This window comes from Streptomyces sp. NPDC002499, from assembly GCF_053595415.1.
Genome location: NZ_JBSFXO010000002.1, coordinates 298,715 through 312,551 on the forward strand (window position 1 = coordinate 298,715; position 13,837 = coordinate 312,551).

Consider the following 13,837-nt stretch of genomic DNA (forward strand, 5'->3'; position numbering starts at 1 on the left):
GTCAACCATGAGGTCGCCTTGCCTCATGGGCATACCATCTTGCGTATGACGCAAAATGACGGTGAGCTGGACAGCCTCGTACGCAAACGGATCCGGGCTCTGCGCGTGGCGCAGGGGTGGTCCCTGGAGGAGTTGGCCACTCGCGCCCATGTCAGCCAGTCCACGCTCTCCCGCATCGAGAACGGTCAGCGTCGGCTCGCACTGGATCAGCTGGTCACCCTTGCCCGCGCGCTGGACACGTCCCTGGACCAGCTGGTGGAGACCGCCAGCGACGATGTCGTCACCAACCCGATGATCGACGGTGCTCATGGGCTGATGCGGTGGCCGGTCAAGGGCAACCCGGGCATGAGCGTCGTACGACAGCGGATGACCGAACCGCCCCCGGACAATCCCGCACGGATGCGCGCTCACCCCGGCCGGGAGTGGCTCGTCGTGCTGTCCGGTACCGCGACGCTCATGCTCGGCCACCGCCGCTACCGCGTGGAAACCAACCAGGCCGCGGAGTTCCCCACCATGCTCCCGCACGCCATCGGTGCCGAAGGCGGCCCCTGCGAGATCATGGGCATCTTCGATCGCGACGCCCGCCGGGGCCACCAGCGCGACAGCGACGGCAAGAGTGCCGGCGGCGACGACGCGCACGACGCCGACGCGTGAACACCCGTCAGCCGGCCCGGGAACATCATCGGGCCGGCTGCCTCGGACGCGCCGTATAACCAGCTAAGGGCGGACGGCCACGTTCAGTGCCGTGGGTGGTACGACCAGGTCCGCCCGGTCACGGGTGGCGATGACGACATCGGCGTTGCGCTGGTCGGTGCCCAAGACCCAGGCGAGGGCGGCGTCTTGGGGCTTGCCGAACTTCACATGGCGGGCGACGAGCCGGCGGACGCGTTCCTGTTCGTCCAGGTCGCAGAACCACACCTCGTCCAGGAGCGGGCGGACCCGCGGCCAGGGATCGGCGTCCAGCAGAAGGTAGTTGCCCTCGGTCACGATCAGGCGGGCGGTGGGGGGTACGGGGATGGCGCCGGCGATCGGCTGCTCCAAGACGCGCTCGAAGCCCGGTGCGTACACCACGTCGTCGGTCTCCTCGCGCAGCCGCCGCAGGAGCGCCGCGTAACCGAGGGCGTCGAAGGTGTCCGGCGCGCCCTTGCGGTCGCGTCGGCCGAGACGGTCGAGTTCGGTGTCGGCCAGGTGGAAGCCGTCCATCGGGACGTGCGCGACCCAGGGCTGCCCCTCGCCGTTGAGCTCACGCACGAGGTGCTCGGCGAGCGTCGTCTTGCCCGCCCCGGGAGCACCGGCGATGCCGAGGACGGCCCGCCGGCCGGGACGGACGAGGGACCCCGCGCGGCGCAGCAGGTCGTCGAAGGTCATGCGCGCACGCCGCTCGCCGCCAGCTGCTGGGCGATGAAGCCGCGGGCGTGACGGGCGAGGTCGTCGCCGTCGGACCAGAGGTTGCGCCAGATGGCGAGGTCGGCTGAGAGACCCGGTGCCACCACGGCCGAGGAGAACGACTCGAACGTGATGGGGCCTTGGTAACCGATGTCGGCGAGGGCGTGGAAGAAGGCGGTGAAGTCCAGGTGACCCGCGCCGAGATAGCCGCGGTGGTTCTCGCCTATGTGGACGTACCCGAGACGGTCGCCGACGTCGCGTACGGGTCGTACGAGATCGTCCTCTTCGATGTTCATGTGGTAAGTGTCCAGGTGGATGAGGACGTTGTCCTCACCGATGTCGTCGGCGAGGGTGAGGGCGTCGCGGGCGGTGTTGACGACGTTCGTCTCGTAACGGTTGCAGATCTCCAGGCCCAGGGTCATGCCGAGGGGGCGGGCCTCCTGGGCGAGGCGGCGCAGGACGGAGACGACGTTGGCGCGGCCGGCGCTGGTCAGCGGAGCGCCGTACTTGCCGAGCGCGCTGTAGAGGGCGCCGGTGAAATGGGTGCCGCCGAGGCCGTGGGTGACGGCGAGGGAGTCGTGCAGCAGCTTCTCGCCGCGCTCGACGACGGCCGGGTCGGTGCTGGAGACGTCGGCGTCGAAGGCGAGTCCGCGCGAGCACGCGACCTGGAGGCCGGCCGCGGTGAGTTCCTTGCGGGCCGCGTCGACGTCGAGGCTGACGGAGTCGTGCAGGGACAGCTCCAGCAGGTCGAAGCCGGCTGCCTTGGTCCGCGCGACGGCGTGGCTCACCGAGGCGGGCGAGGTGTCGCCGGCCCAGACCAGCGCGTGCACGCCGATCGGGTTGGTGGGGGTCGCGGGGGCGGCGGTCGAAGCCGGGGCAGCCGCGGCCGAGGGTACCGCCGTGGCGGTCGAGGGTACGGCGGTCATGGAAGTGAACTCCTCAGTCAAGGCGGGCCCCCGTGATGAGGGCGACGATCTCGTCGCCGGTGGTCTCGGCCGTGCGGCGGCCGCCGACGCAGCGGCCCGCGCGCATCACCCACACCTGGTCGCTGAGCCGCATGACCTGCGCGAAGTTGTGGCTGATCAGAAGGACGGTGTGGCCGTCGTCGCGGAGCTTGAGGATGAGGTCCTCGACCTTGGCGGTCTCCTGGACACCAAGAGCCGCGGTGGGCTCGTCCATGATGACCAGCCGTGAACTGAAGCCCGCGGCACGGCAGATGGCCACCGCCTGGCGCTGCCCGCCGGACAGCCGGCGCACCCGCGAGCCGACCGCGGGCACGTTGACCGCGAGCGTGGAGACCATCTCCCTGGCCCGCTTCTGCATGGCCCGCCGGTCCAGGAGTGCGATCGGACCGAAGCGGCGCACCAACTCCCGGTTGAGGAACAGGTTCTGCCACACCGTCAGGTCCTCGACCAGGGCGAGGTTCTGGTGGACCGTCTCGATACCGGCCGCGCGCGCGTCCTCGGGCGAGTGGAAGTCGACGGGTGTGCCGTCGTAGAGGACACGCCCGCTGTCCGGGCGGTGGATTCCGGAGATGCAGCGCACCAGGGTGGACTTGCCGGCGCCGTTGTCGCCGACAAGGGCGGTGATCTCGCCGGGGCGCAGGGTGAGCGAAACGTCGGCCAGGGCACGGACGTTGCCGAAGGACAGCGACACGTTCTCGCAGGCGATCAGTGGCTCGGCCACCGCGGTGGACTTCGCGGGTCCGGCGGCCTTGTCGAAGGCTGCGGAGGATCCGGCGGGCGCTGAGGACCCGGCCGGCGTGGAGGACCCGGCCGGCGTGGAGGATTCGGAGGGCTGCGGCTGGTTCATCGCTGGAACCTCGTCAGGAATGCGGCCAGCACCACGACGATGCCGACGGACAGCGGCTGGTAGAACTGCGAGACGCCCAGCAGGGTGAGCCCGTTGACCAGGGCGGTCAGCAGCAGGGCACCGATCACCGGGCCGACGATCGTGGCCCGCCCGCCGAAGAGGCTGACCCCGCCGAGCACCACCGCGGCAACGGAGTTGAGCAGGAACGAGGTGTTGGCGGCGGGTTCGGCGGCGCCGACGCGGGCCACCAGCAGGACGGACCCGAGTCCGGCCAGGGCGCCGGAGACCACGTACACGGCGATCTTGACGCGTGCCGTGCTGATGCCCATCGCGGACGCCGACTCGGGCGCGCCGCCGGTGGCGAGCATGTGGGTGCCGAACCGGGTGTGGAACAGGGCGACATGGGCGACAAGAGCCACGCCCGCGGCGATCAGGAACGTCCAGCCGAGCACGCCGATCCCGCCGGTGGACAGCTTCAGCAGGGTCGTGTTCACGATCGTGACGGGCTTGCCGTCGGAGAGGATCAGGGCGAGTCCGGAGGCCGCCGACAGGGTGCCGAGCGTGACGATGAAGTCGGTGATCTTTCCCCGCGCCACGATCACGCCGTTCGCCACGCCCACCGCCGCGGAGGCGACCACGGCCAGCACACAGGACGGACCGAGCCCCCAGCCGGCCTGGTAGGCCTGTCCGAAGGCGACCGCGCCGAGTGTCATCGTCGAGGCGATCGACAGGTCGATGCCGGCCGTGGCGATCACGAAGGTCTGCCCGACGGCCAGGATGATCAGGATGGCCGCGGACACCAGCATCGACTCCACGTTCCCGGTGCTCAGGAACGTGGAGTCGGCGCTCTGGAAGACGATCACCAGGACGACGAGTCCGACCAACGCGGCCCATTCGGCCCAGAAGCCGACGTCACGCGCACGCGCCGCCCAGGCCCGGGGGCCCGATCCCTGGTCCGGGGCTTGCTTGGCCACCTCGGCGCCCTTGCCCTCTTCACCCTCTTTGGCCGCGAGCGTTGCCTCACTCATGGTGTTTCCTTCTTCCGGCGGGAGGGCCGCCGGATCACTTGGCGAGCGTCTTGAACGGATCGTCATAGCTGCCGAACGGCTTCGGAGTGCTGGCCAGCGCCTTGTCCGCGTCGGCCTTGGTGACCAGCTCCACCGGAGCCGCGACGTTCTTGGGCAGCGTCTTGCCCTTCGCCGCCGCCTGGCAGGCCTCCACGCCCATCTGCCCGATGGCGTATGGGTATTGGGCCACGGTCGCGTCCAGCGTCCCGGCCTTGACGGCGCTCAACGCGTCCTTGATGCCGTCGACGCTGATGATGTGCACCTTGCCGGTCTTCCCCGCGTTCGCGACGGCCCTGGCGACGCCGAGCCCCATGTCGTCGTTGGCGACGAAGAAGCCCTTGAGGTCCGGGTGGGCGCGCAGCAGGTCGGTGGCCGCGGTCAGCGCGGTCTGCCGGTCCCAGTCGGCGGCGGCGGTCTGCACGACTTTGATGCCGGAGCCGACACCTTCCTTGAAGCCGGTGACCCGGGCGCCGCTGGTGACATCACCGGCGATACCGCCGATCACCGCGACGTTGCCGCCCTGGGGCAGCAGCTTCGCCATCTGGGCGCCCGCCGTCTTTCCGGCGGCCGTGTTGTCCGTGCCGATGTAGGTGGCCGGGGTCGCGCCGGCCGCCTTGGCGGCCTTCGCGTCGATGGGGCTGTCGATGTTGACGACGGTCTTCTTCGACTGGGCGACCTTGGCCAGGCCCTGCACGAGGTTGGTGGCGGAGATCGGGTTCACGATGTAGCACCCGAAGTCCTGGCCGGCGAGGCCGGTCAGCTTGTCCGCCTGCCCCGTGGTGTCGGTGATCGAGTTGGCGGCCTGCACCGTGACATCGACCCCGCCGGTCTTCGCCTGGGCGTCGATGCCCTGTTGCATGCTCTGGAAGAACGGGTTGTCCAGCCCCTTGATCACCGCGGCGAACTTGGTGCTGCCGGAGGAGCCGGAGCCCGACGAGTCCCCGGAGCCGCAGGCGCTGAGTGCGAGCACCCCGGTGACGGCGAGGGCGATGCCGGATACGGCGGTGCGGCGCGCGCTGAACGTGCCGAACACTGCCCCACTTCTGACGGCTCTGTGCTGTGTACGCATGGGGTGTCCCTTTCCCACTGGATACGCCTGACGGTACGACCCCTTCCGGAGGCTGACAATACTTCTTTCGACTTTTTCAGTCATAAGAAGAGAGACTTTCACTTAGTCACCGTCATAGCTAGAGTGTCCAGGTGGATACGACGAACACCGCCGCCCGGGCCGAGACCAGTCCCGGCGGGATACTGGCCCTGTTCCGTGACGTGACCGACGGCCTCACGAAGACCGACGTCGTACAGCAGACGGGCCTGTCGCGCACCACGGTCAACCAGCGGCTCGAGGGCCTGCTCGGCGCCGGCCTGCTGGTCCCGGCCCCCGAGGACGCCCGTACCCGCGGCCGCCCGGCCGGACGGTTCGTCGTCAACCGCGACCGGGGGGTCCTGCTCCTCGCCGACATCGGCGCCACCGGGCTGCGCACCGCGATCTGCGACCTGGCAGGCGAGGTGCGTGCGGAGCGCGAGGCCACGTGCGACGTGAGCACCGGACCGGAGGCCGTGCTGTCCGTCGTCGAGGAGCAGTTCCGCGAACTGCTGACGGAGACCGCACACGCCGACACCGACGTCCTCGGCATCGGTATCGACGTGCCCGGGCCGGTCGACTTCGCCACCGGACGGGTCGTCAGCCCGCCGATCATGACCGGTTGGGATCGCTACGACATCCCCGGCCGCCTGGGTCCCGCGTACGGCTGTCCCGTCCTCGTCGACAAGGACGTCAACGCCATGGCCTACGGCGAACAGCGGCTGCGCTACCCGGAGGTGGACCACCTGCTGATGCTGAAGATCGGCACCGGCGTCGGCACCGGCATCATCGCCGGCGGCCGCATCCACCGCGGCGCCGACGGTGCGGCCGGCGACGTCGGCCACATCCAGGTCACCGTCGAGGACACCAAGGAACCCCCGCTCTGCCGCTGCGGCAACACCGGCTGCGTCGAGGCGTTCGCGGGCGGCTGGGCCCTGGTCCGCGACCTGCGGACGGCGGGACACGACGTCACGACCGTCGACGACGCGGTACGCCTGATCCGCTCCGGCGACCCCACCGCCGTACGCCTCGCCCGGCGCGCGGCACGCATTCTCGGCATCGCCGTCGCGGACGCGGTCAACATGTTCAACCCCCGCGTCATCGCCATCGGCGGCCAACTCGCCCACACCGACGAGCAGTTGTTCGCCGGCATCCGCGAGGTCGTCTACCGCCGCTCACTCCCTCTGGCCACCCGCAACCTCCAGATCGTCCGCAGCACATTGGACCCACGCGCCGGAGTCATGGGGCTCTCCCAACTGCTGGTCGACGGCATCTACGCGCCGCACCGCGTCCAGGAACTCATCGACGTCCGGGAGCGCTGAGGTCCGGCGCGGGCGGTCGGGCGACTGCGGACGGACGACTGCGACCGGTCCGTACTCGGCTTCGCCGATCAGCGCCCGCATGCCGAGCAATCGGATGTGATGTTCAAACGTCTGATGTTTGTCATAGAGTGCTTCCATGAAACGCATCAGCGCACCACGAAGGACCGCCAGCCTGTCCGCTCAGCTCGTGGAGAGTCTCCGTTCGCACATCGAGGCAGGGGGCTGGCCGGTGGGGACACGGATCCCGCCGGAGCAGGACCTCATGGAGGAGCTCGGGGTCGGACGCAGCACGCTGCGCGAGGCGATCGGCGCACTGGTGCACCTCGGGCTGCTGGAGCCCCGGGCCGGGGACGGCACCTATGTCCGCTCCTCCAGCGAGCTCCAGTCGGTCATGGTGCGGCGGGCCAGCTCCGTAGAGAGGGGCAAGGTACTGGAGCTGCGGACCGTCCTGGAGGAGTACGCCTCGGGAGCCGCGGCCCTGCGCCGCAGCGAGACGCAGTTGCAGCAGTTGCGGGAGCTGTTGGCCGACGCCGACGAGGCCAGCGCCGGCGAGGACACGTCCGCGGCCACGAACGTCGACGCGCTGTTCCACCGGGCCGTCGTCCGGGCGAGCGGGAACGACCTGCTGGTCGAGGTGTACGACTACCTCGGGACGGCACTCACCGCGTCCCCGGGCGGTCTGGCCTGGGACGCCACCCACGCCGAGGAGCACGCCCTCCTGCACCGGCGACTCGTCGACGCGATCGAGTCCCGGGACTCAGGCGGCGCCCGTGACGCGGCCGCCGCGATCGTCCAGCTCACCCGCGACCACGAGACCACGACGACACGCGCAGCGGAGGAACAGTGAGCACGCAGCCGGCTTCGGACTCCCGTCAGCACTCCGCCACGGAGCCACCGCTCATGGACCGTGCCGACATGGCCCGGCCCGCCGTGTCGGTCGGGCTCATCATCGCCATCTGCCTGGTGGCGGCCAACCTGCGCACCCCCCTCACCGGTGTCGGCGCCCTGCTGCCCGAGATCGAGCACGGCAGCGGCCTGACGTCGAGCTGGGGCGGGCTGCTCAGCACACTCCCGTTGCTGACGTTCGCCGCGACGTCGCCCCTGGTCGCCCGGACCTCCCACCGATGGGGCAGCGCCCGCCTGCTGGTCGCGGCCCTCGGCGTGCTGGCCGTCGGAACGGTGATCCGTTCGCTTCCCTCGGTGATCTGTCTGTTCGCCGGAACGGTGCTGCTCTCCGCGGCCATCGCGTTCGGCAACGTGCTGCTGCCCGCGCTGATCAGGCGCAGCGTGCCCGCACACCGCATCCAGAGCGTCAGTGCTCTCTACGTGACCGTCATGGGCCTCATGGCAGCGGTCTCCTCCGGGGTCTCCGCGCCGCTGGCCCAGTCCGTGCCGGGTTCCTGGCACACCGCCCTGGCCTGGGGCGTCGCCTTCACCGTCGCGGCGTTCCTCGCCTGGCTGCCGCGGATGCGGGGGGACAAGCCACAGGCGTCCAGCGGCGGGACCCACAGCCCGGTGCCCTGGCGGTCGCGGCTCGCCTGGCAGGTCACCCTCTTCATGGGCCTGCAGTCCCTGGCCTTCTACACCGCCGTCGCGTGGCTGCCCAGCATCCTGGCCGACCGCGGCACCAGCAGCACCGCGGCCGGATGGATGCTGTTCTACTACCAGGTGGTCTCGCTGGCCGCCAGCAGCCTTCTGCCCTTGCTCACCCGAGGCCGGCACGACCAGCGCTGGACCGCGGCCGGGGCTTCGATCCTCACGGCAGGCGGCTTCACCCTTCTCGTCACGGCCCCCGCGCTGTCCGTCCTGGCCTGCACCCTGCTCGGACTCGGCGGCGGCGCCTGCCTCGTCCTCGCGCTGACCTTCCAGAGCCAGCGCGCCGACAGCTCCGGCGAAGCCGCCGCGCTGGCGGGCATGGCACAGTCCATCGGCTATCTCGTAGCCGCGGCCGGACCCCTGCTCCTCGGCATCGTGCACGACGCCACGCACAGCTGGACCATTCCGCTCACCGTGTTGGCCGTCCTCGGCATCGCCACGGCAGTCGCCGGGCACGGTGCGGGACAGGATCGCCACATAGCTCAGCCCTCCCGCTGACCCGCGCTGCCGCTCGGCCCGCCAAAACGTCCGATCCCGCTCGCCGGGCCGACCTACCCCTCGTCCGTGGGAGCGGCCGGACGTCCCGCGTACCGGCTGCGCATCCCGTCACTGGCCGCGGGCCCGGCCGTGAAGACGTACGTCTCACTGTCGTCGAGGCGACGACCGGTCCTGGCGTCGACGACCACGGGCTCGACCTCCTGACCGCTGTGCGCGTCGACGAGGATCATGCTCCGCTCCCCCGGCGCCAGGCGGGAGTTGCCCCACGCGGCCAGGGCCACGATCACCGGGCGCAGGGAGCGCCCGAGTTCGGTCAGTACGTACTCGTGGCGCACGGGGTTGGTCTGGTACGGCCTGCGCTCCAACAACCCGTCCGCGACCAGGGACTTGAGCCGGGTGGTGAGCATGCTGGAGGAGATGCCGAGGCTCTCCTGGAACTGGTCGAAGCGGGTGTAGCCGTCGAAGGCGTCGTGCAGGATCAGCAGCGTCCACCACTCACCGACGTGTTCGACCGTCGTGGACAGCGGGCACTCCCGGTCCTCCAGCCTGATCCGACTTGCCACGGCGGCCATCTCCTCAGTTACTGCTAAAGTCGAAGTTACTAGCTTCTATTTTAGCAGCAACACGGGAGCGGTGCTTTGCATGCCCGCGCCCTGGAACGGAGCACAACGTGAGCACACCCAGCAGTGAATCGCTCGAAGGCCGACGCGCTCTGGTCACCGGCGGCACCAAGGGCACCGGAGCCGCGATCGCCCGACGACTCGCCGACGCCGGCGCGACTGTGCTGGTCACCGCGCGCAGCCGCCCCGACGACGTCGAGGAGAAGACGTTCATAGGCGCCGACCTGTCCAGTGCGGAGGGCGTCTCCCACGTCGCCTCCGAGGTGGAGGCCCGCATGGGTGGCGTCGACATCCTGGTCAACACCCTCGGCGGCTCCGCGGCACCGGCGGGAGGGTTCGCCGCGCTCGATGACGACGACTGGGCAAGGGAGTTGGACACCAACCTGCTGGCCGCCGTCCGTCTGGACCGCGCTCTCCTCCCCCACATGATCGCCACGGGCAAGGGCGCGGTCGTGCACGTCACCTCCATCCAGCGCCGCCTGCCGCTGTGGAACGGCACCCTGGCCTACGCCGCCGCCAAGGCCGCGCTGACCACCTACAGCAAGGGCCTGGCCAACCAACTCGCCCCGCACGGCGTCCGCGTCAACACCGTCTCGCCCGGCTTCGTCCAGACCTCGGCGGCCGAGCATCTCGTCGCCCGGATCGCCGACGAGGCCGACATCAGTCAGGAAGCGGCGCTGGGCAGACTCATGGACTCCCTGGGAGGCATCCCGCTCGGCCGCCCCAACCGGCCCGAGGAGGTCGCCGAACTCGTCGCCTTCCTCGTCTCCGACCGCGCCTCGGCCATCGTCGGCGCCGAACACGTCATCGACGGCGGAACCACCCCGACCGTCTGAACCCACCACCACCTTCAGGAGTGTCATGCCCGACAACAACCAGCCCCGGACCATCAGCCCGAACGACCTGCCCGAGGTGATCACGCGCTACCTCACGGCGCACCGCGCCCACGACACGGCCATCGCGGTCACGACGTTCGCCGACGACGCCACCGTGATCGACGACGGCAGGACCTACCGGGGCAGCGCCGCGATCGAGGGGTGGCTGGACCGGGCGGCCACCGAATTCACGTACACCATCCAGCTCACGGACGCCCAGGAGACCGACGCGGCCCACTACATCGCCACGCACCACCTCGAAGGCAATTTCCCCGGCGGCACCGTCGATCTCCACTATCGGTTCACGCTGCGCGGCGACCTCATCGAGCACCTCGTCATCGAGCCCTGAGCCCGCTCTCGTCGCGTGACCGACCAAGGTCCCAGCTGCGGTGCTTAGTTCATGTCTTGATTTAAATCGTGAGGTGAACTCTCCGCAAGCCTTCGGGATGCGAAACCTTTCCGGACCCCACTTCCGCCGGATCCCTTGACACCTTGCTGACATGCCCTCAACACTCCTCGGCGGGAGAGCGCTCTCCCAGACCGTTCTCCCACCGTCTCCCGGCGCCCTCGCACCGGCTCACCTGACGCCATGTCACGGGGACGCCGGGCGACGACCTCTGACACCCCCACCGTTCAGGAGGAGGTCTCCATGTCACGGAGATCGAAAGGCCTGTCAGCCACGCTGATCACCGGCGCGCTCCTGCTGACCTCGCTCGGCCTCGGCGGCATCGCCATGAGCGCCGGGCCACCCGCACCGAACAGTGCCGCCGAGCGGTCCTTCGCGGCCACCCACTCCGGTCACGCGATGGCCGTGTCGACCGCCAACTCCCCGGAGGATCCGGACGGCGACGGCTACATCCTCGCCAACCCGCCGGTCACCGGCGTGACGCCGTCCACGCAGAACCCGCCGCACCGCTACTTCCACGAGTTCCAGGCCAACTGTTCGGTCACGCACACCAGGCCGGACGACCCCATCGTCTACCCGCAGCAGCCGGGCAAGTCCCACGACCACACGTTCATGGGCAACACGACGACCGACGCCAACAGCACGACCGCCTCGCTGTCGGCCGGCGGCACCACCTGCAAGGCACCCGGCGACCTGTCCGGCTACTGGATGCCCACGCTCTACAAGGGCAACCAGCAGATCCTTCCCGTCGGCCCGCAGGTCATCTACTACAAGACCGGCGTCACCGACTACACCAGCGTCCGGCCCTTCCCCAAGGGCCTGCGTTTCGTCGTCGGCAGCCCCACGCAGAGCGCCGACGAGTTCCGGAACCACCGCGGTTTCGTCGAGGGTTGGGAGTGCGGTGACAGCTTCTTCAACACCGAGTTCCCCGCGACCTGCCCGAACCGCGCCGACGTCCAGCTCAACATCCGCTTCCAGGCGCCGAGTTGCTGGGACGGCAAGTACCTCGACACGCCCGACCACAAGAGCCACATGGCCTACCCCGTGGTCAAGCCCGGCACGAACGACAACATGTGCCCGGCCGACCACCCGGTGGCGCTGCCGATGATCGAGTTCAAGATGGCCTTCCCCGTCAACGGCGACATGTCCCAGGTCCGGCTGGCCAGCGGAACGGGTCACAGCTTCCACTACGACTTCTTCAACGCCTGGGACGACCGCACCCTCAAGGCCCTCGTCGACCACTGCGTCGTCGGCGGACTGCAGTGCAACGCGCGCGGCTACGACGAGACCCACCCGGAGGCGGGCGCCGCCCTCGACGAGAACTACCGACTGCCGTGAGGACCGCGCCCATGACCCCACGACCCCTAACCCGCCGCATCGCGGCACCCCTCACGGCCGGCGTCCTGACGGCCGGACTCCTCGCCGCCCTGCCCGCCGCCCAGGCTCAGGCCGCGGGCAGTGTCGTCAAGGTGACCGGCGGCCAGGGCGCCTGGCAACTGACGGTCGACGGACGGCCGTACCAGCTCAAGGGCCTGACCTGGGGCCCGAGTGTCGCGGACGCCGAGAGGTACATGCCGGACCTCCAGTCCATGGGCGTCAACACGATCCGCACCTGGGGCACCGACGCGAGCAGCAAGCCGCTGTTCGACTCAGCGGCAGCCCACGGCATCAAGGTCGTTGCCGGCTTCTGGCTCCAGCCGGGCGGCGGCCCCGGCAGCGGCGGCTGCGTCAACTACCTGACGGACACCGCCTACAAGAACCAGATGCTCGACGAGTTCCCCAAGTGGGTGCAGACCTACAAGGACAACCCCGGCGTGCTCATGTGGGACGTCGGCAACGAGTCGGTCCTCGGGCTCCAGAACTGTTACAGCGGCGACGAGTTGGAGAGACAGCGCAACGCCTACACCACCCTCGTCAACGACATCACCAAGAAGATCCACGCCGTCGACCCCAACCACCCGGTCACGTCCACCGACGCGTGGGTCGGCGCCTGGCCCTACTACAAGCGGAACGCGCCGGATCTCGACCTGTACGCGGTGAACTCCTACAACGCGGTCTGCGACATCAAGTCCGCCTGGCAGCAAGGGGGTTACACCAAGCCGTACATCGTCACCGAGACCGGGCCGGCCGGCGAATGGGAGGTCCCCGACGACGCCAACGGCGTTCCGCTGGAGCCCTCCGACCAGGCCAAGGCCGACGGCTACACCCGCGCCTGGAACTGCATCACGGGGCACCAGGGGGTCGCGCTCGGCGCCACGATGTTCCACTACGGCACCGAGTACGACTTCGGCGGCATCTGGTTCAACCTGCTGCCCGCGGGTCAGAAGCGGCTGTCGTACTACGCGGTGAAGCGGGCCTACGGGGGCGACACCAGCCACGACAACACCCCGCCCGTCATCTCCGACCTGACCGTCGAGGGCGGCGCGGGCCAGGTGCAGGCCGGACGCGACCTGGTGCTGTCCGTGCGGGCCACCGATCCCGACGGCGACCGGATCTCGTACGAGGTCCTCGACAACAGCAACTACATCGACCAGAGCAAGAATCTGGCCTCGCTGCCGTCGACCGATCTCGGTGGCGGTCGTCTCCGGGTCACCGCGCCCGACCGTCCGGGTGTCTGGAAGGTGTACGTCAAGGCGACGGACGGCCGGGGCAACGTGGGCGTCGAGACGCGCTCGATCCGGGTCGTCCCGCCGGTGCCGTCCGGCACGAATGTGGCACGCGGCAAACCGGCCACCGCCTCGTCCTTCCAGGCGAGTTACGGCGACTGCCCGTGCACCGCGGCCAACGCGGTGGACGGCAACCAGGCCTCGCGCTGGGCCAGTGACTGGAGCGACCCCCAGTGGCTCCAGGTCGATCTCGGCACCCGCACCACGTTCCGGCACGTCCAGCTGTCCTGGGAGGCCTCGTACGCGAAGGGATACACGATCCAGACCTCCGACGACGGCCAGAACTGGCAGACCGTGCGCACCGTTTCCGACGGCAACGGAGGCATCGACGACTTCGACGTCACCGGGACCGGCCGCTACGTCCGCGTCAACGGCACGGCGCGGGGCACCGGTTGGGGGTACTCGCTGTACGAGTTCGGCGTGTACGCCTGACCCACGGACCTCTCCCGGAGCGTACGGCCCCGCTCCGGGAGAGCGCTCTATTGCCGGACACCGCAGGTCCGTT

General features: G+C 69.7%; 14 protein-coding genes. 8 read left to right on the forward strand and 6 right to left on the reverse strand.

The annotated features are described in order from the left end of the window. The first annotated feature begins 45 nt into the window (after positions 1-45). On the forward strand, positions 46-654 hold the full coding sequence (locus tag ACWD5F_RS06010; RefSeq protein ID WP_451251511.1) for a helix-turn-helix domain-containing protein: 609 nt from the start codon (positions 46-48) through the stop codon (positions 652-654). A 63-nt stretch (positions 655-717) separates the two neighbouring features. Here the strand turns inward: ACWD5F_RS06010 and ACWD5F_RS06015 are convergent, their stop codons facing one another. From ACWD5F_RS06015 to ACWD5F_RS06035, 5 genes are read right to left on the reverse strand one after another with little or no spacing between them, the layout of a single operon-like run. After that, a complete protein-coding gene (locus ACWD5F_RS06015) occupies positions 718-1,368 on the reverse strand; it encodes a nucleoside/nucleotide kinase family protein (protein WP_451251513.1) in 651 nt (216 codons plus the stop codon). After that, positions 1,365-2,312 carry a sugar phosphate isomerase/epimerase family protein gene (locus tag ACWD5F_RS06020; protein ID WP_451251515.1) on the reverse strand — a complete coding sequence of 316 codons (948 nt, stop codon included), beginning with the start codon at positions 2,310-2,312 and terminating at the stop codon, positions 1,365-1,367. The genes ACWD5F_RS06015 and ACWD5F_RS06020 overlap by 4 nt, the downstream gene beginning before the upstream one ends. Positions 2,313-2,325: 13 nt before the next feature. Continuing rightward, entirely contained in the window at positions 2,326-3,198 is an 873-nt protein-coding gene (locus tag ACWD5F_RS06025) for an ATP-binding cassette domain-containing protein (RefSeq protein ID WP_451251517.1), read from the reverse strand. Next, on the reverse strand, positions 3,195-4,226 hold the full coding sequence (locus ACWD5F_RS06030) for an ABC transporter permease (protein ID WP_451251519.1): 1,032 nt from the start codon (positions 4,224-4,226) through the stop codon (positions 3,195-3,197). The genes ACWD5F_RS06025 and ACWD5F_RS06030 overlap by 4 nt, the downstream gene beginning before the upstream one ends. 34 nt (positions 4,227-4,260) lie before the next feature. Beyond that, a complete protein-coding gene (locus ACWD5F_RS06035; RefSeq protein WP_451251521.1) occupies positions 4,261-5,298 on the reverse strand; it encodes a sugar ABC transporter substrate-binding protein in 1,038 nt (345 codons plus the stop codon). A 167-nt stretch (positions 5,299-5,465) separates the two neighbouring features. Here ACWD5F_RS06035 and ACWD5F_RS06040 point away from each other — a divergent pair, with 167 nt between their 5' ends. The 3 genes from ACWD5F_RS06040 to ACWD5F_RS06050 all read left to right on the forward strand — a co-directional run bounded on the left by ACWD5F_RS06040 (position 5,466) and on the right by ACWD5F_RS06050 (position 8,765). Continuing rightward, positions 5,466-6,671: an ROK family protein gene (locus ACWD5F_RS06040; protein WP_451251523.1), complete on the forward strand. Its 1,206-nt coding sequence runs from the start codon at positions 5,466-5,468 to the stop codon at positions 6,669-6,671. Positions 6,672-6,807: 136 nt separating this feature from the next. After that, complete coding sequence (locus ACWD5F_RS06045) at positions 6,808-7,518, forward strand: FadR/GntR family transcriptional regulator (protein WP_451251525.1); 711 nt, start codon at positions 6,808-6,810, stop codon at positions 7,516-7,518. Positions 7,519-7,571: 53 nt separating this feature from the next. Next, complete coding sequence (locus tag ACWD5F_RS06050) at positions 7,572-8,765, forward strand: CynX/NimT family MFS transporter (protein ID WP_451251527.1); 1,194 nt, start codon at positions 7,572-7,574, stop codon at positions 8,763-8,765. Positions 8,766-8,818: 53 nt separating this feature from the next. Here the strand turns inward: ACWD5F_RS06050 and ACWD5F_RS06055 are convergent, their stop codons facing one another. After that, complete coding sequence (locus tag ACWD5F_RS06055) at positions 8,819-9,337, reverse strand: winged helix-turn-helix transcriptional regulator (protein WP_401714789.1); 519 nt, start codon at positions 9,335-9,337, stop codon at positions 8,819-8,821. Positions 9,338-9,435: 98 nt separating this feature from the next. Between ACWD5F_RS06055 and ACWD5F_RS06060 the strand changes: the two genes are divergently transcribed. From ACWD5F_RS06060 to ACWD5F_RS06075, 4 genes are all read left to right on the forward strand, one after another. Beyond that, positions 9,436-10,221 (forward strand): SDR family oxidoreductase, encoded by a 786-nt coding sequence (locus ACWD5F_RS06060; RefSeq protein ID WP_451251529.1) that lies wholly within the window; start codon positions 9,436-9,438, stop codon positions 10,219-10,221. Between the two features lie 25 nt (positions 10,222-10,246). Next, positions 10,247-10,609 (forward strand): nuclear transport factor 2 family protein, encoded by a 363-nt coding sequence (locus tag ACWD5F_RS06065; RefSeq protein WP_451251531.1) that lies wholly within the window; start codon positions 10,247-10,249, stop codon positions 10,607-10,609. A gap of 300 nt (positions 10,610-10,909) precedes the next feature. Then, a complete protein-coding gene (locus tag ACWD5F_RS06070) occupies positions 10,910-12,004 on the forward strand; it encodes a DUF1996 domain-containing protein (RefSeq protein ID WP_451251533.1) in 1,095 nt (364 codons plus the stop codon). An 11-nt stretch (positions 12,005-12,015) separates the two neighbouring features. After that, positions 12,016-13,764: a discoidin domain-containing protein gene (locus ACWD5F_RS06075; RefSeq protein WP_451251535.1), complete on the forward strand. Its 1,749-nt coding sequence runs from the start codon at positions 12,016-12,018 to the stop codon at positions 13,762-13,764. The last annotated feature ends 73 nt before the right edge of the window (positions 13,765-13,837 follow it).

Excerpts from the sequence above, each read along its gene's own strand:
- ACWD5F_RS06055 (WP_401714789.1), bottom strand. The coding sequence starts at position 9,337 with ATGGCCGCCGTGGCAAGTCGGATCAGGCTGGAGGACCGGGAGTGCCCG.
- ACWD5F_RS06065 (WP_451251531.1), top strand. The coding sequence starts at position 10,247 with ATGCCCGACAACAACCAGCCCCGGACCATCAGCCCGAACGACCTGCCC.
- ACWD5F_RS06045 (WP_451251525.1), top strand. The coding sequence starts at position 6,808 with ATGAAACGCATCAGCGCACCACGAAGGACCGCCAGCCTGTCCGCTCAG.
- ACWD5F_RS06075 (WP_451251535.1), top strand. The coding sequence starts at position 12,016 with ATGACCCCACGACCCCTAACCCGCCGCATCGCGGCACCCCTCACGGCC.
- ACWD5F_RS06070 (WP_451251533.1), top strand. The coding sequence starts at position 10,910 with ATGTCACGGAGATCGAAAGGCCTGTCAGCCACGCTGATCACCGGCGCG.
- ACWD5F_RS06050 (WP_451251527.1), top strand. The coding sequence starts at position 7,572 with ATGGACCGTGCCGACATGGCCCGGCCCGCCGTGTCGGTCGGGCTCATC.
- ACWD5F_RS06010 (WP_451251511.1), top strand. The coding sequence starts at position 46 with ATGACGCAAAATGACGGTGAGCTGGACAGCCTCGTACGCAAACGGATC.
- ACWD5F_RS06025 (WP_451251517.1), bottom strand. The coding sequence starts at position 3,198 with ATGAACCAGCCGCAGCCCTCCGAATCCTCCACGCCGGCCGGGTCCTCC.
- ACWD5F_RS06015 (WP_451251513.1), bottom strand. The coding sequence starts at position 1,368 with ATGACCTTCGACGACCTGCTGCGCCGCGCGGGGTCCCTCGTCCGTCCC.
- ACWD5F_RS06030 (WP_451251519.1), bottom strand. The coding sequence starts at position 4,226 with ATGAGTGAGGCAACGCTCGCGGCCAAAGAGGGTGAAGAGGGCAAGGGC.
- ACWD5F_RS06020 (WP_451251515.1), bottom strand. The coding sequence starts at position 2,312 with ATGACCGCCGTACCCTCGACCGCCACGGCGGTACCCTCGGCCGCGGCT.